This is a genomic window from Pseudomonas sp. HLS-6 TE3448 (genome assembly GCF_053629555.1).
The window spans coordinates 4,687,233-4,707,981 of record NZ_JBRJIO010000001.1 but is presented as its reverse complement, the minus strand read 5'-3'; the positions used below and the strand labels follow the sequence as shown (position 1 = coordinate 4,707,981).

General features: G+C 60.7%; 21 protein-coding genes. 14 read left to right on the top strand and 7 right to left on the bottom strand.

Going from position 1 to position 20,749, the window contains the following annotated elements:
* Nucleotides 1-48 precede the first annotated feature (48 nt).
* The 12 genes from AB7M23_RS21630 to AB7M23_RS21575 all read left to right on the top strand — a co-directional run bounded on the left by AB7M23_RS21630 (nucleotide 49) and on the right by AB7M23_RS21575 (nucleotide 13,462).
* On the top strand, nucleotides 49-1,701 hold the full coding sequence (locus AB7M23_RS21630) for an acyl-CoA synthetase (protein WP_454241992.1): 1,653 nt from the start codon (nucleotides 49-51) through the stop codon (nucleotides 1,699-1,701).
* Between the two features lie 11 nt (nucleotides 1,702-1,712).
* The gene (locus AB7M23_RS21625; protein WP_454241991.1) at nucleotides 1,713-2,480 is read left to right on the top strand and encodes an SDR family NAD(P)-dependent oxidoreductase; all 768 of its coding nucleotides are present in this window, start codon (nucleotides 1,713-1,715) and stop codon (nucleotides 2,478-2,480) included.
* Nucleotides 2,481-2,496: 16 nt separating this feature from the next.
* Complete coding sequence (locus tag AB7M23_RS21620) at nucleotides 2,497-3,690, top strand: acetyl-CoA C-acyltransferase (RefSeq protein ID WP_330523788.1); 1,194 nt, start codon at nucleotides 2,497-2,499, stop codon at nucleotides 3,688-3,690.
* An 8-nt stretch (nucleotides 3,691-3,698) separates the two neighbouring features.
* Entirely contained in the window at nucleotides 3,699-4,826 is a 1,128-nt protein-coding gene (locus AB7M23_RS21615) for an acyl-CoA dehydrogenase (protein WP_065759909.1), read from the top strand.
* A 14-nt stretch (nucleotides 4,827-4,840) separates the two neighbouring features.
* Complete coding sequence (locus AB7M23_RS21610) at nucleotides 4,841-5,614, top strand: enoyl-CoA hydratase (RefSeq protein WP_065759910.1); 774 nt, start codon at nucleotides 4,841-4,843, stop codon at nucleotides 5,612-5,614.
* 204 nt (nucleotides 5,615-5,818) lie between these two features.
* Entirely contained in the window at nucleotides 5,819-7,339 is a 1,521-nt protein-coding gene (gene exaC, locus AB7M23_RS21605) for an acetaldehyde dehydrogenase ExaC (protein WP_065759935.1), read from the top strand.
* 259 nt (nucleotides 7,340-7,598) lie between these two features.
* Entirely contained in the window at nucleotides 7,599-7,670 is a 72-nt protein-coding gene (pqqA, locus tag AB7M23_RS21600) for a pyrroloquinoline quinone precursor peptide PqqA (protein ID WP_009394664.1), read from the top strand.
* Nucleotides 7,671-7,799: 129 nt separating this feature from the next.
* Entirely contained in the window at nucleotides 7,800-8,963 is a 1,164-nt protein-coding gene (gene ercA, locus AB7M23_RS21595) for an alcohol dehydrogenase-like regulatory protein ErcA (RefSeq protein ID WP_065759911.1), read from the top strand.
* Complete coding sequence (locus AB7M23_RS21590) at nucleotides 8,947-10,614, top strand: PAS domain-containing hybrid sensor histidine kinase/response regulator (RefSeq protein WP_454241990.1); 1,668 nt, start codon at nucleotides 8,947-8,949, stop codon at nucleotides 10,612-10,614. Before ercA ends, AB7M23_RS21590 begins: the two co-directional genes overlap by 17 nt.
* A gap of 335 nt (nucleotides 10,615-10,949) precedes the next feature.
* Nucleotides 10,950-11,354, top strand: a complete 405-nt coding sequence (locus tag AB7M23_RS21585; protein ID WP_065759913.1) for a TraR/DksA family transcriptional regulator — start codon at nucleotides 10,950-10,952, stop codon at nucleotides 11,352-11,354.
* Between the two features lie 167 nt (nucleotides 11,355-11,521).
* A complete protein-coding gene (locus tag AB7M23_RS21580) occupies nucleotides 11,522-13,132 on the top strand; it encodes a methyl-accepting chemotaxis protein (protein ID WP_454241989.1) in 1,611 nt (536 codons plus the stop codon).
* 114 nt (nucleotides 13,133-13,246) lie between these two features.
* Nucleotides 13,247-13,462: a hypothetical protein gene (locus tag AB7M23_RS21575; RefSeq protein ID WP_330523791.1), complete on the top strand. Its 216-nt coding sequence runs from the start codon at nucleotides 13,247-13,249 to the stop codon at nucleotides 13,460-13,462.
* A 10-nt stretch (nucleotides 13,463-13,472) separates the two neighbouring features.
* On the opposite strand, the gene AB7M23_RS21570 is transcribed toward AB7M23_RS21575, so the two are convergent.
* Nucleotides 13,473-13,676 carry a hypothetical protein gene (locus tag AB7M23_RS21570; RefSeq protein WP_099775316.1) on the bottom strand — a complete coding sequence of 68 codons (204 nt, stop codon included), beginning with the start codon at nucleotides 13,674-13,676 and terminating at the stop codon, nucleotides 13,473-13,475.
* 317 nt (nucleotides 13,677-13,993) lie between these two features.
* Here AB7M23_RS21570 and AB7M23_RS21565 point away from each other — a divergent pair, with 317 nt between their 5' ends.
* Nucleotides 13,994-14,461: a hypothetical protein gene (locus AB7M23_RS21565; protein WP_065759917.1), complete on the top strand. Its 468-nt coding sequence runs from the start codon at nucleotides 13,994-13,996 to the stop codon at nucleotides 14,459-14,461.
* Nucleotides 14,458-14,667, top strand: coding sequence for a hypothetical protein (locus tag AB7M23_RS21560; RefSeq protein ID WP_454241988.1), 210 nt, complete (start codon nucleotides 14,458-14,460; stop codon nucleotides 14,665-14,667). The genes AB7M23_RS21565 and AB7M23_RS21560 overlap by 4 nt, the downstream gene beginning before the upstream one ends.
* Nucleotides 14,668-14,671: 4 nt before the next feature.
* Here the strand turns inward: AB7M23_RS21560 and AB7M23_RS21555 are convergent, their stop codons facing one another.
* Genes AB7M23_RS21555 through AB7M23_RS21530 form a run of 6 tightly spaced genes read right to left on the bottom strand, consistent with a single transcriptional unit; the run spans nucleotide 14,672 to nucleotide 20,726 of the window.
* Nucleotides 14,672-15,037 carry a Na+/H+ antiporter subunit G gene (locus tag AB7M23_RS21555; protein WP_099775315.1) on the bottom strand — a complete coding sequence of 122 codons (366 nt, stop codon included), beginning with the start codon at nucleotides 15,035-15,037 and terminating at the stop codon, nucleotides 14,672-14,674.
* Nucleotides 15,034-15,312, bottom strand: a complete 279-nt coding sequence (locus tag AB7M23_RS21550) for a K+/H+ antiporter subunit F (protein ID WP_065759920.1) — start codon at nucleotides 15,310-15,312, stop codon at nucleotides 15,034-15,036. Before AB7M23_RS21550 ends, AB7M23_RS21555 begins: the two co-directional genes overlap by 4 nt.
* Complete coding sequence (locus AB7M23_RS21545; RefSeq protein ID WP_454241987.1) at nucleotides 15,309-15,797, bottom strand: Na+/H+ antiporter subunit E; 489 nt, start codon at nucleotides 15,795-15,797, stop codon at nucleotides 15,309-15,311. The genes AB7M23_RS21550 and AB7M23_RS21545 overlap by 4 nt, the downstream gene beginning before the upstream one ends.
* Nucleotides 15,794-17,473, bottom strand: a complete 1,680-nt coding sequence (locus AB7M23_RS21540; RefSeq protein ID WP_454241986.1) for a monovalent cation/H+ antiporter subunit D — start codon at nucleotides 17,471-17,473, stop codon at nucleotides 15,794-15,796. The genes AB7M23_RS21545 and AB7M23_RS21540 overlap by 4 nt, the downstream gene beginning before the upstream one ends.
* On the bottom strand, nucleotides 17,470-17,814 hold the full coding sequence (locus tag AB7M23_RS21535; protein ID WP_065759923.1) for a Na+/H+ antiporter subunit C: 345 nt from the start codon (nucleotides 17,812-17,814) through the stop codon (nucleotides 17,470-17,472). Before AB7M23_RS21535 ends, AB7M23_RS21540 begins: the two co-directional genes overlap by 4 nt.
* Entirely contained in the window at nucleotides 17,814-20,726 is a 2,913-nt protein-coding gene (locus AB7M23_RS21530; protein WP_454241985.1) for a monovalent cation/H+ antiporter subunit A, read from the bottom strand. Before AB7M23_RS21530 ends, AB7M23_RS21535 begins: the two co-directional genes overlap by 1 nt.
* Nucleotides 20,727-20,749 lie beyond the last annotated feature (23 nt).

The window sequence follows — 20,749 nt, the reverse complement described above, 5'->3', positions numbered from 1 at the left end:
CAACAGATCATTCGTTTATTCCAAAAATAAGAAACGAGGAGTCTGGTGATGCGTGAATACAGCGTGGCTGCGAGCAGCTTCAACTATCAGCAGGCCGCCGACGAGGCCCTTGCAGGTAACCTTGAGGCGCTCAACGCCTGTGTTGAGTGCTGTGACCGACATGCCCAGGACGGGCGTATTGCGTTGAACTGCGAAGACCGTGACGGTAACAGCACGCACTACAGTTTTGCCGATCTGCAGGCCCGCGCCGCGCGGTTTGCCAACGTGCTCAAGGCTCAGGGTGTAGGCCCCGGCGACCGTGTGGCGGGTTTGTTGCCACGTACCGTAGAACTGCTGGTGACGATACTCGGTACCTGGCGTCTGGGTGCGGTGTACCAGCCGCTGTTCACCGCATTTGGCCCCAAGGCGATCGAGCACCGACTGGAAAGCTCCGGTGCCAAGGTGGTGATCACCGACCGCAACAACCGCAGCAAGCTCGATGACGTCGAGGGTTGCCCGCGGATTATCTCGGTGCTCGCCCAGGCCGACTCCGGCGACCTCGACTTCCATACCGAACTCAATGCTGCGGCCAGTGAATGCGAGCCTGTGCTGCTGAGCGCCGACGCACCGTTTCTGCTGATGTTCACCTCCGGCACCACCGGCCCGGCCAAGCCGCTGGAAGTGCCGCTGCGCGCGATCGTCGCGTTCCAGGGGTACATGCGCGACGCCATCGACCTGCGCCCGGAAGACGCTTTCTGGAACCTGGCCGACCCGGGTTGGGCTTACGGGCTCTACTATGCGGTTACCGGCCCGCTGTCGCTGGGCCACGCGACGACCTTCTTCGATGGCCCGTTCAGCGTTGAAAGCACCTGCAAGGTGATCAAGAAATACGGCATTACCAACCTCGCCGGTTCGCCGACCGCCTACCGTATGTTGATTGCTGCCGGTGAGGACTTTTCGGCGCCGATCAAGGGTTGCCTGCGGGTGGTCAGTAGCGCTGGGGAGCCGCTCAACCCAGAAGTGATCCGCTGGTTCGCCGAGCAGTTGAATGTGCCTATCCATGACCACTATGGCCAGACCGAGCTGGGCATGGTCCTGTGCAATCACCATGGCCTCGCGCACAAGGTGCATATGGGCGCCGCAGGTTTTGCCGTTCCAGGGCATCGCATTGTCGTGCTGGATGAGCAGCAGCGTGAACTGCCGGCCGGGCAGCCAGGCATTCTCGCCGTGGACCGTGAGCAGTCACCACTGTGCTGGTTCGCGGGTTATCACGGCCTGCCAACCAAGGCCTTTGTCGGCAAGTACTACCTGAGTGGCGACACCGTCGAGTTGAACGACGACGGCAGCATCAGCTTCGTCGGCCGCAGTGACGACGTGATCACCACCTCCGGCTACCGGGTTGGACCGTTCGACGTCGAGAGCGCCTTGATCGAGCACCCTTCGGTGGTCGAGGCCGCGGTGATCGGCAAACCCGACCCGGAGCGCACTGAGCTGGTCAAGGCGTTCGTGGTGCTGGGGAATGGCCACAGCGCCAGCCCCGAACTGGCCGAAACCCTGCGCCAGCACGTGCGCCAACGCCTGTATGCACATGCCTACCCACGTGAAATCGAATTTGTCAGCGAGCTGCCGAAAACCCCGAGCGGCAAGCTGCAGCGCTTCATCCTGCGCAATCAGGAAATCGCCAAACAACAAGCCGCGCTGGGTCAGACTGCCAGCGCCTGAGGAACCCGAACATGCACATTGCCAATAAAAACTTCATCGTCAGCGGCGCGGCCTCCGGGCTGGGCGCGGCCACCGCCGAAATGCTCATCGAGGCCGGTGCCCAGGTCATGCTGGTCGACCTCAATGCCGAAGCTGTAGCGGCCAAGGCGCAGGCCCTTGGCCCCAAGGCGCGTTACGCGGTTGCCGATATCAGCCAGGAAGCCGCCGCCAAGGCTGCTGTGGATGCCGCAGTCGAAGCCTTTGGTAGCATCCATGGTCTGGTCAACTGCGCCGGGGTGGTCGGTGCCGAGAAGATCCTCGGCAAGCAGGGCCCGCACGGCCTGGACAGCTTCAGTCGGGTGATTAACATTAACCTGGTTGGCAGCTTCAATTTGCTGCGTTTGGTCGCGGCGGCCATGGCTGAAACCGAGGCCGGTGCCGAGGGTGAACGCGGAGTGATCATCAACACCGCATCCATCGCCGCCTATGACGGCCAGATCGGCCAGGCAGCCTATGCTGCCTCCAAGGGCGCCATCGCCAGCCTGACGTTGCCGGCGGCTCGTGAACTGGCGCGGTTTGGTATCCGCGTGATGACCATCGCCCCAGGCATCTTCGAGACCCCAATGATGGCGGGCATGCCTCAGGAAGTGCGTGATTCGCTGGCTGCAGGTGTGCCGTATCCGCCACGCCTGGGTCGTCCGCAGGAATACGCGGCGCTGGCCCGTCACATTATCGAGAACAGCATGCTCAACGGCGAAGTGATCCGTCTTGACGGTGCGCTGCGCATGGCTGCCAAGTAATCAGAGAGTAACCATCATGACCCTCGCCAACGATCCAATTGTCATTGTCAGCGCCGTGCGTACCCCCATGGGTGGGCTGCAGGGTGACCTGAAAAGCCTGACGGCCCCGCAACTCGGTGCTGCAGCCATCCGTGCGGCCGTAGAGCGCGCTGGTATTGCCAGCGATAGCGTCGAGCAGGTGCTGTTCGGCTGTGTATTGCCTGCCGGTCTTGGTCAGGCGCCGGCCCGTCAGGCAGCCCTCGGTGCAGGCCTGGACAAGGGCACTACCTGTACAACCCTGAACAAAATGTGTGGTTCGGGCATGCAGGCCGCGATCATGGCCCATGACCTGCTGCTGGCCGGCAGCGCCGATGTGGTGGTGGCCGGTGGCATGGAAAGCATGTCCAACGCGCCGTACCTGCTGGACAAGGCCCGCAGCGGTTATCGCATGGGGCACGGCAAGATCATCGATCACATGTTCTTCGATGGCCTGGAAGATGCCTACGACAAGGGCCGCTTGATGGGCACCTTCGCTGAGGATTGCGCCGAGAAGAATGGCTTCAGTCGCAAAGCCCAGGACGATTTTGCCATTGCCTCGCTGACCCGCGCCCAGCAGGCGATCAAGGACGGCAGCTTCGCCGCCGAGATCGTTCCGGTCGAAGTCACCGTGGGCAAGGAACAGCGTCTGATCAGTGATGACGAACAGCCGCCCAAGGCGCGCCTGGACAAGATCCCGCAACTCAAACCGGCCTTTCGTGACGGTGGTACCGTAACGGCGGCCAACTCCAGTTCGATCTCCGACGGCGCAGCCGCGCTGGTGCTGATGCGCCGTTCCCAGGCTGAGCAACGTGGCCTCAAGCCGCTGGCAGTGATCCATGGTCACGCAGCGTTCGCTGACACGCCATCGCTGTTCCCGGTTGCACCGATTGGCGCCATCGAAAAGCTGATGAAGCGCACCGGCTGGAACCTCGGCGAAGTCGATCTGTTCGAAATCAACGAAGCCTTTGCCGTGGTTACCCTGGCCGCCATGCAAGCGCTCGAATTGCCCCATGACAAGGTCAATGTCCACGGTGGCGCTTGCGCCCTTGGCCATCCGATCGGTGCGTCGGGTGCGCGGATTCTCGTCACGCTGCTCTCGGCCCTGCGTCAGAAAGGCCTGCGCCGAGGTGTGGCGGCGATCTGCATCGGCGGCGGTGAAGCCACGGCCATGGCCGTTGAATGCCTGTATTGAGGTCCACCATGTTAGTGAATGACGAACAACAGCAGATCAGCGACGCCGCCCGGCAGTTTGCCCAAGAACGTCTGCGGCCCTTTGCCGAACAGTGGGACCGTGAGCACCGCTTCCCGAAAGAAGCCATGGTCGAAATGGCTGAGCTGGGCTTCTTCGGCATGCTGGTGCCGGAGCAGTGGGGCGGTTGTGACACCGGTTACCTGGCTTACGCCATGGCCCTTGAGGAAATCGCTGCCGGTGATGGCGCCTGCTCGACCATCATGAGCGTGCACAACTCGGTGGGCTGTGTGCCGATCCTCAAGTTTGGCAATGACCAGCAGAAAGCCCAGTTCCTTACCCCGCTGGCCAGTGGCGCCATGCTCGGTGCGTTCGCCCTGACCGAGCCGCAGGCCGGTTCCGATGCCAGCAGCCTGAAAACCCGCGCCCGCCGTGATGGCGATCATTACGTACTGAATGGCTGCAAGCAGTTCATCACCTCCGGGCAAAATGCCGGTGTGGTGATCGTGTTTGCCGTGACGGATCCGGCAGCCGGCAAGCGCGGCATCAGCGCTTTCATCGTGCCGACGGATTCACCGGGCTACCAAGTCGCCAGGGTCGAAGACAAGCTGGGCCAGCATGCCTCCGACACCTGCCAGATCGTTTTCGATGACGTCCGCGTGCCGGTGGCCAACCGCCTCGGCGAGGAGGGCGAAGGCTACAAGATTGCGCTGGCGAACCTGGAGGGCGGGCGCATCGGCATTGCCGCACAATCGGTGGGTATGGCCCGCGCAGCGTTTGAAGTGGCTCGCGATTATGCCCGCGAGCGGCAAAGCTTCGGCAAGCCATTGATCGAGCATCAGGCTGTCGCGTTCCGTCTGGCCGATATGGCAACGCGCATCGCCGTGGCGCGGCAGATGGTGCATCATGCCGCAGCCTTGCGTGATGCAGGGCGTCCGGCGCTGGTGGAAGCCTCGATGGCCAAGCTGTTTGCTTCGGAAATGGCCGAGAAGGTCTGCTCCGATGCCTTGCAGACCCTGGGCGGTTATGGCTATCTGAGCGACTTCCCGCTGGAGCGGATCTACCGCGATGTGCGGGTTTGCCAGATCTACGAAGGCACCAGCGACATTCAGCGCATGGTCATTGCGCGCAATCTTTGAAGGGAGCCGTTTGCATGACGTACGAAACCATCCTGTTGGACATCCGTGACAAGGTCGGTCTGATCACCCTCAATCGGCCGCAGGCGCTCAATGCCCTGAACGCGCAGATCGTGAGTGAGATCAACCAGGCGCTGGACCAGCTCGAACGCGACCCGAACATCGGCTGCGTGGTGCTTACCGGCTCCCAGAAGGCCTTTGCTGCCGGTGCCGATATCAAGGAAATGGCCGACCTGCGTTACCCGCAGATCTACGTCGATGACCTGTTCAGCGACGCTGACCGTATCGCCAATCGCCGCAAGCCGATCATTGCTGCCGTCTCCGGTTTCGCCTTGGGTGGCGGTTGTGAATTGGCGATGATGTGCGACTTCATCCTTGCCGCTGACAACGCCAAGTTCGGCCAGCCGGAAATCAACCTGGGTGTGCTGCCGGGCATGGGCGGTACTCAGCGCCTGACGCGCGCCGTAGGCAAGGCCAAGGCTATGGAACTGTGCCTGACCGGTCGCCTGATGGGCGCTGAAGAGGCCGAGCGTGCGGGGCTGGTTGCCCGTGTCGTACCTCAGGCGGAGTTGCTCGACGAAGCGCTGAAGGTCGCTGCCGTGATCGCCAGCAAATCGATCCCGATGACCATGATGGTCAAGGAAAGCGTCAACCGCGCCTTTGAAGTCAACCTCACCGAAGGTGTGCGCTTCGAGCGTCGCGTGTTCCATGCGGCCTTCGCCACTGAAGACCAGAAAGAAGGCATGGCGGCCTTTATCGCCAAGCGCGAAGCACAGTTCAAGGACCGTTAAGGCACCTGCTCGCCGGCAAGGCCTGCTCCCGCACACATTGGGCGGTGGGAGCCAGGCCTTGCCAAGGTGCTACGACGCCTCCCAGACCTACTACCAAATAATGAGCCGCCCGCTGCCAACGGCTCATTCGCGGCTATCGACCTGCTGGCTAAGATCGAACCACTGCCTGCCCTTCGGCAGGCCTCGATCAGCAGAGGTTTGCGCATGATTTACGCAGCACCCGGCACCCCAGATGCCCTTGTCAGTTTCAAGCCCCGTTATGGCAACTACATCGGCGGTGAGTTCGTTGCGCCGTTGAGCGGCCAGTACTTCAGCAACAGCTCGCCGGTCAATGGCCAACTGATTGCGGAGTTTCCGCGCTCCAATGCGGCCGACATCGACCGTGCCCTGGACGCGGCCCATGCCGCTGCCGATGCCTGGGGGCGAACCTCGGTGCAGGACCGCTCGCGGATTCTGCTGCAGATTGCCGACCGTATCGAGCAGCACCTGGAAGTGCTGGCCATCAGCGAAACCTGGGACAATGGCAAGGCCATCCGTGAAACCCTGAATGCCGACGTACCCTTGGCCGCTGACCATTTCCGTTACTTTGCCGGCTGTATCCGTGCTCAGGAGGGAGGCGCCGCCGAGATCAATGACACCACGACGGCTTACCATTTCCACGAGCCGCTGGGTGTGGTCGGGCAGATCATCCCGTGGAACTTTCCGCTGCTGATGGCGGCCTGGAAGCTCGCGCCAGCGCTGGCCGCCGGTAACTGCATCGTACTCAAGCCTGCTGAGCAGACGCCGCTGTCGATTACAGTGCTGGCCGAGCTGGTTGGCGACCTGTTGCCACCGGGCGTGTTGAACATCGTTCAGGGGTTTGGCCGTGAAGCGGGTGAGGCCCTGGCCACCAGCAAGCGCATCGCCAAGATCGCCTTCACTGGTTCCACTCCTGTGGGCTCGCACATCCTCAAATGTGCTGCCGAAAACATCATTCCGTCTACAGTGGAGTTGGGTGGCAAATCGCCGAACATTTTCTTCGAGGACATCATGCAGGCCGAACCTGCATTCATCGAAAAGGCTGCCGAAGGCCTGGTGCTGGCGTTCTTCAACCAGGGTGAAGTCTGTACCTGCCCATCGCGGGCGCTGGTTCAGGAGTCGATCTACGAGCCCTTCATGGCCGCGGTGATGAAGAAGATCGGCCAGATCAAACGCGGCAATCCGCTGGACACCGAAACCATGGTCGGGGCCCAGGCTTCAGAACAGCAGTACGAAAAGATCCTCTCCTACATGCAGGTCGCCCGCGAAGAAGGCGCCGAGGTGCTCACCGGTGGTGACCGCGAGCGTCTGGCCGGTGATTTGTCCCAGGGCTATTACATCCAGCCGACCCTGCTCAAGGGGCACAATGGCATGCGGGTGTTCCAGGAAGAAATCTTCGGCCCTGTCGTTGGTGTGACCACCTTCAAGGACGAGGCCGAAGCCCTGGCGATTGCCAACGACACCGAGTTTGGCCTTGGTGCTGGCGTCTGGACCCGTGACATCAACCGTGCCTACCGCATGGGCCGCGCGATCAAGGCCGGTCGCGTGTGGACCAACTGCTACCACCTGTACCCGGCCCATGCCGCATTTGGTGGGTACAAGAAGTCTGGCGTTGGCCGTGAAACCCACAAAATGATGCTCGACCATTACCAGCAGACCAAGAACCTGCTGGTGAGCTACGACATCAATCCGCTGGGCTTCTTCTAATTCACGTCCCTTTCAGCCGCTGGATACCTGGCATTTCTGTCAGTGTTCAGCGGCTGCTTTTTTGTGCTCCACTCAATGCTCGCTTGACGGGATCTGCCCTTGGCAGGGCGCTCGCGTGTGCCCGTTGTATCTGAAGGGCTTGTTGAGGGTATGGCACCAAAGCGCTGCGCCATTTGCTCCCAAAGTAGGAGGCGTGGTTTGCAGGGCAAGTGTTTAATGAAATCACCGCAATCCTGTGGTGCTAGAAGAGGATCGAGCTATGTGGAAAAAGCCTGCGTTCACTGATCTGCGTATTGGTTTTGAAGTGACGATGTACTTCGCCAACCGTTGATCCTTCTCCCGCCGGTCACTGGTTGCAGTGACCGGCGCGGCTTATCTTCGACGACCTTGACGGTCTGATTGCAATCCCGGTCCGATGCTTTAGGCTGGCGCTATCTTAAAAAAAACAAGAAGGCGTTGCATGAGCCCGAACCTGAGCCAGTTGCGTAAATTCGTCTCCCCGGAAATCATCTTCGGCGCCGGCTGTCGGCACCATGTGGCCAACTACGCCAAGACCTTTGGCGCACGCAAGGTGTTGCTGGTCAGCGACCCTGGGGTGATCGTGGCGGGGTGGGTGGCTGATATCGAAGCCAGCCTGCGTGAGCAAGGCATCGAGTACTGCCTGTACAGTGACGTGTCGCCCAATCCTCGGGTCGAGGAGGTCATGGCCGGCGCTGAGCGTTACCGCAGTGAGCAGTGCGATGTGATTGTCGCCGTCGGTGGCGGTAGCCCGATGGATTGCGCCAAGGGCATCGGCATCGTGGTCGCGCATGGGCGGCATATTCTGGAGTTTGAAGGGGTCGATACCATTCGCGTGCCGAGCCCGCCGCTGATCCTGATCCCGACCACGGCCGGCACCTCGGCGGATGTCTCGCAGTTCGTGATCATTTCCAACCAGCAAGAACGGATGAAATTCTCCATCGTCAGCAAGGCAGTGGTGCCGGATGTGTCGTTGATCGACCCGGAAACCACCCTGAGCATGGACCCATTCCTTTCCGCCTGCACCGGTATCGATGCGTTGGTGCATGCCATCGAGGCTTTTGTCTCTACCGGCCACGGGCCGCTGACCGATCCCCATGCCCTGGAAGCGATGCGCCTGATCAACGGCCACCTGGTGCAGATGATTGCCAATCCCGGCGATATCGCCCTGCGCGAGAAGATCATGTTGGGCAGCATGCAGGCCGGGTTGGCGTTTTCCAACGCCATCCTGGGGGCGGTACATGCCATGTCCCATAGCCTGGGCGGTTTTCTCGACCTGCCGCATGGCTTGTGCAATGCGGTGTTGGTTGAGCACGTCGTGGCCTTCAACTACAGCGCCGCCCCCGAGCGTTTCAAGGTGATCGCCGAGACCCTCGGTATTGATTGCCGCGGTTTGAACCATAACCAGATTCGCCAGCGGCTGGTTGAGCACCTGATTGCCCTCAAGCATGCGGTGGGCTTCCATGAAACCCTTGGCCTGCACGGTGTTGGCCTGTCGGATATCCCGTTCCTGTCGCAGCATGCCATGGATGATCCATGCATTCTGACCAACCCGCGTGCCTCGAGCTTGCGTGATGTCGAGGTGGTGTATGGCGAGGCCCTCTGAACCTCGGGCCGATGCCCTTGCCGGGCTGTTAGGGCTGAGCAACCACACCGTTCGCAAGAGCCACTACCCGGAGTTGGCCGTGCGGCTGGAGGAGCTGGAGGCCGAGCGCAATCGTTACAAGTGGCTGTTCGAGCACGCGGTACACGGGATTTTTCAGGCCAGCCTGGACGATGGCCTGCGTGCCGCGAACCCGGCATTGGCACGTATGCTGGGTTACTCGGACCCTCAGGCCGTGTTGTTTGCCCGCAGGGATCTGGGAGGGCATTTGTTTGTCGGTGGGCCGACGGAGCTGTTGCAAATTACCCAGGTGTTGCAGCGCGACGGCGCCTTGTTGGGCTATGAGACACAGTTGCGTCGCCGTGATGGCAGCAGTATCGACGTGCTGATGAACCTGCTGCGACGACCGGATGAAGAGGGCCTGGTGGAAGGCTTTGTTGCCGATATTACCGAGCGCAAGCAGGCTCAAGAGCGCATGCAACAGCTCAACGATGAACTGGAGCAGCGCGTCACCGAGCGTACCAATGAATTGATTGAGGCTCGCGATGCGGCCCAGGCCGCCAACCGTAGCAAGGACAAGTATCTGGCTGCGGCCAGCCATGACCTGTTGCAACCATTGAATGCGGCGCGGCTGCTGATTTCTACCTTGCGTGAGCGACCGCTACCGGCCCCCGAGCAGGTGTTGGTCGAACGCGCTCATCAGGCGCTGGAAGGCGCCGAAGACCTGCTTACCGATTTGCTCGATATCTCCCGGCTGGACCAGGCCGCGATCAAGCCGGACCTTGACCTGTATAGCCTCGATGAGGTGTTGGCCCCATTGGCGTCGGAGTTCCAGCCGGTAGCGGAGGCGGCAGGGCTGAGCTTGCGGGTGCGTAGCGGTCAGCGGGTGATTCATACCGATTTGCGCTTGTTGACGCGGATCCTGCGCAACTTCCTCAGCAATGCATGCCGATACACCGAGAACGGACGTGTGTTGTTGGGGGCCAGGCGATGTGGTCATTACCTGCGACTTGAGGTGTGGGATAGCGGTAGGGGGATTGCCGCCGATCGCCTGGAGTCGATTTTTCTGGAGTTCAATCAGCTCGACGTTGGTCGTGCGGCTGATCGCAAGGGGGTTGGCCTGGGGTTGGCGATTGTCGAGCGTATTGCACGCATACTCGACTGCCAGGTGCGTGTGCGTTCCTGGCCGGGGCGCGGCTCGGTGTTCAGCATTGATGTACCGCTGACCCACGATTTGCCACGCCCACCGGCGGCAGCCGTGTTGCCGCAACCCAGTATCGGCAATCCATTGCCGGGGCGCCGTTTGCTGGTGCTGGACAACGAGCTGAGCATTCTCCAGAGCATGGCCTCGTTGCTTGGCCAGTGGGGGTGTGAGGTGCTGACTGCTACAGACCGTGAGAGTGCGCTGGAGGTGCTGCAGGGGCGTGAGCCGGAGCTGATCCTGGCGGACTACCACCTCGACCACGGAATAACAGGCTGTGATGTGGTCATGGACCTGCGGGCGCACTTTGGGCGGCCGATTGCCGCGGTGATGATCACTGCTGATCGTAGCGATCAGAGCCGTCTGGCGATGCAGCGCCTTGGGGCTCCGTTGTTGAGCAAACCGGTGAAACCGGGCAAGTTGCGTGCGGTGTTGAGTCAGTTGTTGGGGTAGTGTGCATTCACGTGAATGCACAAGAAATTGTTACAGTATCTGAACGGTTGGTTCCCGGGAGCCGGGGGCGGGTGCTGCCGTTTGTCTCTTGCAGTACGCCGGCTAGCCCTTTTATTTGCTATAAAGCCTGCGCTCTCGGGCCATCAGGTGAGTATGACCCTTGGTTTTTTCGGGTGCATCCACTGTCTTTTATGTTGCTGAGTACGAATCTCGGCCTTAGACTGCCGCCCCCTGTAAATTGAGTGCCGGATGGTGCTTGAAGAATTCCGCTGAGCGCGCTCGTCGCGAGCAGCACCCGATTCGCCTTAATGCACGTATTTTTTATAGAGAAATCAATGACAAAGGAAAAGTTGCTGGCCATGCCGGCCGATGACTACATGAATGCCGAGCAACTGGCCTTCTTCACCGACTTGTTGCAGTCGATGAAGATCGAAACCCAGGAGCGTATCGAACAGAGCCGTGTAGCCATTGAAAGCCTGGACTCGCCTGCCGATCCTGCCGACGCTGCCTCGGTCGAAGAAGAGCGCCATTGGCTGGTCAACGCCATCGAACGTGATCAGCGCCTGCTGCCACAGCTGGAGATGGCACTGGGCCGAATTGCCGACGAAAGCTTCGGCTGGTGCGATGACAGTGGTGAGCCAATCGGCCTGAAGCGTCTGCTTATCAGCCCGACCACCAAGTACTGCATCGAAGCGCAAGAACGCCACGAGCAGATCGACAAGCACCAGCGTCAGATCTGACGTCAGCACGGGTGTAGCTCAAGGCCCCAGGGATCAAACCCCGGGGCCTTTGCGTTTCTTGTCCTGTATCAAGCACAGTCGTATTAGGTCCAAGGAAGCATAGATAATGGCTTTATAGTGGCGTTTAATGGCGTCACAAAAACGACAGTGTCTATGGAGCTTGAACCATGATGCGAGAAGGATCTCTGCCAGAGGCCATGCTAACACCGCGCCATTCACCCATTGCCAGGCAGGGGTGGGCGGGGGTCGCGCTGCAAAGTCTGGTACTGCTGGTGCTGTTGGCCGCGATGGCATTTGCCGGGCTGTCGTTCTATGTCTGCGCGCCACTGGCCTTGTTGACCCTGGTGCTGCCGCGTTTTCGCCGGCGCGAACCGGATGAAGTGCATCGTGCAGTCGATCCGCTCACTGAGCTGACCCGTGATCTTTCGCGAACTACCAGTCATAACGCCTTGTCGGCAGCGGGTGTGGCATTTTCTGTGAAGCAACTGGCCGGCAAGCTGCAATCGCAACTTGCTTCAGCCGCTCAGATTGTCAGTAGCGCACACGTCATGATCGATACTGAGCAAGCGACCTCGCACCTCAGCCAGCAGGCCTTGGCTGCCGCCCGTGAAGCACACCAGAGCAGTGCTGCCGGGCGTTCGGTGCTTGCGGAGTCGATCCAGCGGATGCATCAGTTGAGTGCCCGCGCCAGCGAGAGTCGCGAGTTGATCGAGGCCTTGCATCAACGCAGCGAAGACATTGCACGGGTGACCCTGGTGATTCACACCATTGCCAGTCAGACCAACTTGCTGGCCCTGAATGCGGCTATCGAGGCTGCTCGCGCCGGTGAGCATGGGCGCGGGTTTGCGGTCGTTGCCGATGAGGTGCGCGGCTTGGCCGGGCGAACGGCAACGGCGACTGAAGAGGTCGGGCTGATGGTTGCTGATATCCAGCAACGCACGGCCCAGGTCGTGGAGCAGATTCGTGAGTTGTCCGATGACCTGCACACGGGGGTCGATCAGGTGGAGCACACCGGTGAGCAACTCGACAGCATTGCCGGGCTGGCCGCGGGCGTAGAGCAGCAGATCAGCGAGATTGCCCAAGGGACAGAAACCAACCTGGCCCAACTCGACAGCCTGTTCCGCGCTGTCGAGCAAATGCGTAGTGATCTGCAGGTCAGCGACCAACAGACCCGGCAACTGGCCAAGGCTGCGGTGCAAATGGAAGGGCAGGCCGAGAGCATCAGTGAACGCTTGGCTGAGGTCGGCCTGGACGAGTATCACCAGCGCATCTACGACCTGGCGCGCGAGGGGGCGCAGAAAATGGCCAGGCAGTTTGAGGCCGATGTCGCACAAGGCCGTATCAGCCTGGATGACCTGTTTGATCGGCACTATCAGGCGATCCCCGGTACTCGGCCCGTGCGTTATCGCACGCGCTTTGACCAGTACACTGACCAGGTTCTGCCGGCCATCCAAGAGCCTTTGCTGAAGGAGCACGAAGGCTTGGTGTTTGCCATTGCCTGCACGCAACAGGGTTATGTGCCAACGCACAACGCAGCGTTCAATCAGCCATTGACCGGCGATGAAGCGGTTGATACTGCGCATAATCGCAGCAAGCGCAAGTTCGATGACCCGACGGGCATTCGATGTGGCAGCCACCAACAGGCTGTTTTGCTGCAGACCTACACCCGCGATACCGGTGAGCTGATGCATGATCTGTCTGTGCCCATTGAGGTTCATGGGCGTCATTGGGGCGGCTTTCGCCTGGGTTACAAGCCGCAGGTGGCGGCTGTGGGCTGAGTGTTTTGTTGCGGCTGATGTAAAACTGCTATGCAGGCGATAGCTTTTTCCCGAGAGGAACGGGTTTTATCATGGCCCTATCGTTAGTTTGCTAATGACGTTCCGGAGGGAATCATGCATAGCAAGGTCGATGTAGCCGTGATGATCGGTTCTGGTGTGCCTGCATCGATGCAGGCACTTGGCAAGCGAGTATGTTGGGTGGTGCTGGTCAATGGCGAGCGTCGAGGCACCGCTTTTGCCAGCCGCAGCGAGGCTCAGGAATGCCGCGCCGCGTGGCTGGCTCAGTTGAACAAGGCTGCCAGGGTGGGTGCGGCTCGCCACGCCAGCTGAGCGCACGCCTTCAGCGCTCAAGGTCACGCGCCAGTGCGCAGGCTTCCGTGTGCTGACGGCGAAAGCCTTTGACCCGCCCGGTGGTGTACTCGGTTATGTGAAAGAATCCGATACCCGCAGGTACCACAACGAAGCGGGGAGGCTTGGCAGGGTTTCGACTTTCTACGCCACAATACGCGTTGGCCTCTCGACGGAATTCAGTGTTTTCGTGCATATTCAGCTTCCTGTAGTGCATGAGTGATTGTCAGGACACCCCGCTGATGGGGCTGTTCTTTCAGCTATCGCATGTCTGATGCGATATTGCTGTCAGAAAAAGCTTCCTTGATTGAGGAAATCTGCTGAGAATTCGCCAAAAGGCTTATGCCGGCAGGAAATAGTTAACTTTCCTTCAGGCTTGGGTGTTTATCTGCACGGGATAATCATTCGCTAAACCACTACTATCTTAGCCATTCAATACAACGTGCCTTGGCCATTGCGCGGCATTGCTGCCAGCGTTGGCAGGGGCGTGATCAGTCGTTGAGGAATTTTTCATTGGCAGTCAGCAATCTGGATATGCAGGCCCTGTTTGTGCTGGGCGATCTTCGGGCCAAGCTGGTCAAACAGTTTCAATCGCGTTTTGTCTATGTCACTGAACAAAGTGCCGAAGGCCTTTACATGGCCGAAATCGACACTGAAGAGGCGTTGGTCGTTGATGACAAGCAGCGTCTGGAGTTAAAGGTCGGCGACCACTTTCGCGCGGCGGTACTGCCCAGTCGTGAGGGCGGTAAGTTGGAAGTTCGATTCCGTGACATCAAACATACGGTTTATGGTCTGGGCGACTATGCCTTCGTATCGACCCCGGACGGCAACGGAATCGTGTTACGTGAAGGGCAGAGTGTGGTGCTGATATTTGCGGCCCATGCACAACTGCAGGAAGGCTTGAGCAAGATTCTCAAGGCGGCCACCGCCAAAGCGGCCAAGTGGCGCAAGGGCGAGATGACCTTCAAGGCCAGCGAATGACGGATGTCGGCACTGAACTGCGTGGTCGGGCCGAGTTTCATGCGCAGCACCAGGCGCAGGCGCGCGAATTGGCTGAACAATGGCTTGCGCAGCGTGCACAACTTAAGGCCGCCTGGCTTGATTGGGTTGCCGCGCAACTCTACCAACTAAGCCCGCCGGAGTTTGCTTCGATGGTTCGACGTGAGCTGCAACGCCTTAGCACGTGATCTATCAGTTACCCCTGTCGCGCCCGCTACTGATCTCTTCCGGCACAGGCTCATTCGCCATGCGTTTGCGGAAAAGTGCCGCTCGCGCCAGCAGCAGTGTGGTGACTGGTACGGTAATCGAAAGCAGGATCGGGATCAGCCAGGCATGTAGAACCGGCATGTGCTTGAGGCCGGAAAAGTACAGGATCGAGGCCAGTGCGACACACCAGGTCCCCAGCGTCGAGGCAAGGGCTGGTGGGTGCATGCGCTGAAAGAACGTCTTCATGCGCAGGAGGCCGAAGGCGCCTATCAACGCAAACACACTGCCGGTTAGCAGCAGTGCCGCGGTAGCCAGTTCAAGCCAGAATGGCAATGCATTGAACTCGCTCATTCGATCACCTCACCGCGCAGCAGGAATTTGGCCAGGGCGAACGAGCCGACAAAGCCGAACAGCGCGATCAGTAGCGCGCCTTCAAAGTAGGTATCACTGGCGTAGCGAATGCCCAGCACCAGCATCATCAGCATGGCCAGGATGTACAGGTAGTCCAGCGCCAGTACCCGGTCTTGCGCCGATGGGCCGCGGAACAGCCTGACCAAGGTCAAGGCCATGGCCATGGCGAAAATGAACAGGCTGGCGAGAATGGCGTTGGCGAGCAGGCCTGTCATTCGAAGATCTCCATCAGCGGGCGTTCGTAGGTGTGCTTGAAGTGCTCGATGAATTGCGTTTCGTCGTCCAGATCAAAGACATGCAGTAACAAGACACTGCGGTCCAGCGCCAGCTCCGACCAGATGGTGCCAGGGACCACCGTTGTGATCATCGACAAGGCTGCTAGCCCGTGAGCATCGCGCAAGTCCAGTGGAATGCGCACGAAGGCCGACCGTGGTGGGCGCTGGCCGGCAGTCAGGACACTGCGAGCCACTTGCAGGTTGGAGCTCAGCACATCCAGGCCAACCCGCAGGATCAGGCGTACGATGGTCGCAGGTTTGCGAATGCTCACTGACTGTGGTCGCAGGGGGGCCATCAGTAGCGGTGCGAGCACGCCAAGCAGCGCGCCCAGCAACAGGTTGCCGGGGCTTATCGAAAGGTTCAATACCAGCCACAGCAACCACAGCGCCAGCGATATCAGAGGGGCAGGGAACAGGCGCTTCATGGCTGCACCTCCTCAGGTACAGCCAGCGGGCCTGCCACTGGCCGTGTAGCGAACACCGCAGAAATGTACTGCTGCGGGTTCTGCAGGCCGTTCGCAGTGTCCTGCGTGTAGCGTAACAGTGGCTCGGCCTGGATGCTGAGGAGTACGCACAAGCCGAGCAGGGCAACAATCGGCAGGCATTCCAGGCGCCTTAGTACTGGCGAAGGGCGTTCCTGTGGTGTCCAGAAGCGCTTGATACCGACGCGTGCCAGGGCAATCAGTGAGGCCAGGCCCGAAAGCACCAGCAGTGCCAGCAGTGTCCAGCCGGTCATCGGCAACGGCTGTTCGGTCGTGATGCTGAGGCCTTGCGGGTTGAGCAGGGCGCTGATCAGGTTCAGCTTGCCGATGAAACCCGATAGCGGTGGCATGCCGATCACCAGCAGGGCGCAGGCGATGAAGCTCAGGCCGAGAAACGCCATGGCCCAGGGGATGACTTGGCCGACAACGGCCTTCTGATCATCGTCCAGGTTGATGCCTTTGGGCAGTTGGGGTGGCTCGGGTGGCTCGGGCAGGGTGTCGCCGTCGTCGTCCAGCGGAATCTCGTTGACCGAACGAGAGCGTTCGATCAGTTCCGCAAGCAGGAACAGTGCGCACAGCGCGAGCGTCGAGCTGACCAGATAGAACAGCGCCGCTGCGGTCAGGGCGGGTTGCCCGAAGCCTATCGCGGCCAGCAGCGTACCTGCCGAGACCAGGATGCTCAGGCTGGCCATACGTTCAAGACGCTGGGCGGCGAGTATCAACAGTGCGGCACAACCCAGGGTTGCGAGGCCGCCGTACACCAGCCATTCACCACCGAAGAATGAAGAGTCGCCGGCTTGCCCGGAAAACAGCAAGGTCCAGAGACGCAACACGGTGTAGATGCCGACCTTGGTCATGATTGCGAAAAGTGCGGCCACGGGGGCGCTGGCTGCCGAGTACGCCGGTACCAGCCAGAAATTCAACGGCCAGATGCCGGCCTTTGCCAGAAAGGCTATGGCCAGAATCGCGGCGCCAGCGTGCAGCAAGCCTCGGTCGGCCTCAGGCACCAGTGGGATCTTGACCGCCAGGTCGGCCATGTTCAGGGTGCCGGTAACGCCATAGAGCATCGCTGCGCCAATCAGGAACAGCGATGACGCGACGAGGTTGATGGCAATGTAATGCAGGCCGGCCTTGACCCGTGCCCGTCCCGAGCCGTGCAGGATCAAGCCATAGGATGCCGCCAGTAGCACCTCGAAAAAGACGAACAGGTTGAACAGGTCTGCCGTCAGGAAGGCCCCGTACAGCCCCATCAGCTGGATCTGGAAGAGGGCATGGAAACTGGCTCCTGCGCTGTCCCAGCGGGCCATGGCGTAGAGCAGCGCGCTAAGCCCGACAATGCCGGTCAACACCAGCATCATTGCCGCGAGGCGGTCGACTACCAGCACGATGCCGAACGGTGCGGGCCAGTTCCCGGGCAGGTAAACACCCATCGAACTGGCATGCCCCTGTGTGTGTACCCACACCAGTAGCACCACGGAAATGCCCAGGCCAAGCAGGGTTGAAACCAGGTTGATACGGGCCTTGAGTGGCCGTCGCTTTTCGCCGAGCAGCAGCATCAGCGCTGCGGTCATCAGAGGCAGCAGGATGGGGGCGACGATCAGTTGGTTCATCGCATTCATTCACTCGGCTCCCGGCCATCGACGTGGTCAGTGCCGGTCAAGCCACGTGACGCCAGCAGTACGACCAGGAACAAGGCGGTCATGGCGAAGCTGATGACGATTGCCGTCAGTACCAGGGCTTGGGGCAGCGGGTCGGTGTAGTTGAACAGGTCCTGCGGTACGCCGTCCTTGATGATCGGCTCCTTGCCAATGAACAGGCTGCCCATACTGAAGATGAACAGGTTGACGCCATAGGACAACAGGCACAGGCCCATCACTACCTGGAAGGTCCGTGGCCGCAGTATCAGCCATACACCTGAGGCGGCGAGTACACCGATGGCAATTGCAATGACTTCTTCCATCAGGCGGCTCCTGGTTGAGGGTTTTTCACGTGGCCACCGGGGCGATGGCTACGTACCGACTGGTGCGCCAGCGCGGTAAGGATCAGCAGGGTTGAACCGACTACGACCGTGAACACGCCGATATCGAAGAACAGTGCGCTGGCCACATGCAAGTCACCGATCACCGGCAGGTGAAGGTGGGCGGTGTGGGTGGTCAGGAAGGGGTGGCCCAGCAGCATGGCACCCACCCCGGTGAGGGTGGCGCAGAGCAGGCCGGTGCCCATCCAGCGCAGCGGGCGCAGGCTCATTTGCGCTTCGACCCACTGGGTGCCAGCGACCATGTACTGGAGGATGAAGGCTACCGACATCACCAGGCCGGCAACGAAGCCGCCGCCCGGCTGGTTGTGCCCGCGCATGAACAGGTACATCGACACCACCAGGGCAATCGGCAGCAGCAGGCGAACCAGGGCGGCGGGCACCATCATGAAGCCCAGTGCCGTATCGGCGGCGTGCCGTGGGTTGACCAGGTCGGTGACCACGTCCGGCGCCAGCAGACGCTGTTGTGCGGGTAACTCGATACTTTCGCGTGGCGGTCGGAAACGTCGCAGCAGGGCAAACACCGCGAGCGCCACGGCAACCAGCACGGTGATTTCGCCCAAGGTATCGAAGCCACGGAAATCCACCAGCATCACGTTGACGACGTTGCTGCCACCGCCCTCGGGCAGTGCCCGGCTCAGGTAGAACGAGGAGATGTCGTTGGGGGTCGGCCGGGTCAGCATGGCGTAGGACAGCAAGGCCATGCCGGTACCGACCAGCACTGCCAGCACCAGGTCGCGCAGGCGTCGCAGGCGGGCACGTTCCTGGCTGCCCAGTGGCGAGACGCCCTCGATCCGGCGTGGCAGCCAGCGCAGGCCCAGCAGGATCAGGATCGTGGTGACCACTTCCACGACCAGTTGGGTCAGCGCCAGGTCGGGTGCCGAGAACCAGACGAAGGTGATACAGGTCATCAGGCCGCATACGCTGACCATGGTCAGGGCGGCCAATCGGTGATACTTGGCTTGCCAGGCCGCACCAAGGGCGCAGGTAATTGCGATCAGCCAGAGGGCCACGAATACACCGGAACCTGGGATCTTCGGTCGATCACCCCAACTCAGGCCACTGTGCAGCATGGGCAGCAGGCCTGCGAGGAACGCTGCCAGTACCAGCATGAACAACTGCTTTTGCAGGCGTCGGGTCGTGAGCAGGCGCTCGGCACGGCGGGCCATGCGCATCAACAGTACCTGGCAGCGTTCAAACAGTCGCTTGCCGTTGAAACGCTCGATGAAGGGTGGATGGGCAATGCGGCCGAGCTTGAACTGGTTGCGCAGCAACAGGTACAGCACGATGCCGCCCGCCATGGCAATCAGGCTCATGATCAGTGGTGCATTCCAGCCGTGCCAGATTGCCAGGCTGTATTCGGGCAGGGTGCCGCCGACTACAGGCAAGGCGGCCGCGGCAAGCAGGGGGCCTACGGACTGGGCTGGAAAAATACCCACCACCAGGCAGGTCAGTACCAGGAGCTCGACCGGTGCACGCATCCAGCGCGGTGGCTCATGCGGCGTGTGGGGCAGGTCGGTGGCCTGCGGCCCGAAAAATACATCCACGGTGAAGCGCAGGGCGTAGGCCACACTGAAGGTACCGGCCAGTGTCGCGATGACCGGCAGGGTCGTTTCGACCCAGGCAGTGGAGGAAATGAACACGGTTTCGGCGAAGAACATTTCCTTGGACAGAAAGCCGTTGAGCAATGGCACGCCGGCCATCGAAGCACTGGCAACCATGGCCAGCGTCGCGGTAAAGGGGATCAGGCGAAACAGCCCGCTGAGTTTGCGAATGTCACGGGTGCCGCTCTCGTGATCGATGATCCCGGCCGCCATGAACAGTGAGGCCTTGAAGGTTGCGTGATTGAGAATGTGGAACACTGCCGCGACGGCCGCCAATGGGCTGTTAAGCCCGAGCAGCAGGGTGATCAAGCCCAAGTGGCTGATGGTCGAATAGGCCAGCAGGCCCTTGAGGTCATTCTGGAACATCGCCGTGTAAGCGCCCAGCAGCAAGGTGCAGGCGCCCGCGCCGCTGACGATCCAGAACCATTGTTCGCTGCCGGCCAGCGCCGGCCAAAGCCTTGCGAGCAGGAACACCCCGGCTTTGACCATGGTAGCGGAGTGCAGGTAGGCCGATACGGGCGTCGGCGCTGCCATGGCATGGGGAAGCCAGAAGTGGAAGGGGAATTGTGCGCTTTTGCTCAGGGCGCCCAGCAGGATGAGGGGCAGCAGTACCGGGTAGAGGGCATGGCTACGTATCTGATCACCGGCAGCCAGCACCGTGTCCAGGTCGTAGCTGCCGACCACATGGCCGAGCAGCAGCACCCCTGCCAGCAGGCACAGGCCGCCAGCTCCGGTAACCATCAAGGCCATATAGGCCCCGCGTCGTGCATCGCTGCGATGATGCCAGTAACCGATCAGCAGGAAGGAGAACAGGCTGGTCAGTTCCCAGAAGAATACGATCTGGATCAGGTTGCCGGAAATCACCAGGCCGAGCATGGCCCCCATGAACGCCAGGAAAAAGGCGAAAAAGCGCGGCACCGGGTCCTGAGGGGACATGTAGTAACGGGCGTAGAGCGAAACCAGCGTGCCGATGCCAAGCACCAGCATGGAGAACAACCAGGCGAAGCCATCCAGGCGCAAGACCAGGTTCAGCCCAAGGCTGGGTAGCCAGCGCACTTCTTCGCGAATGATGCCGCCATCGGCAATCTGAGGGTACAGCAGCGCCACCTGTACGGTGCCGACAAGTGCAACAAGACCTGCCAGTAGTGACTCACTGTTACGCGCGTTATGCGGCAGGACAGCCGCCAGACAGCTGCCGATGAATGGCAGAAGCAGCAGAACTATCAAGGACATGGGTTTCTAATCTGCAGGAGTTT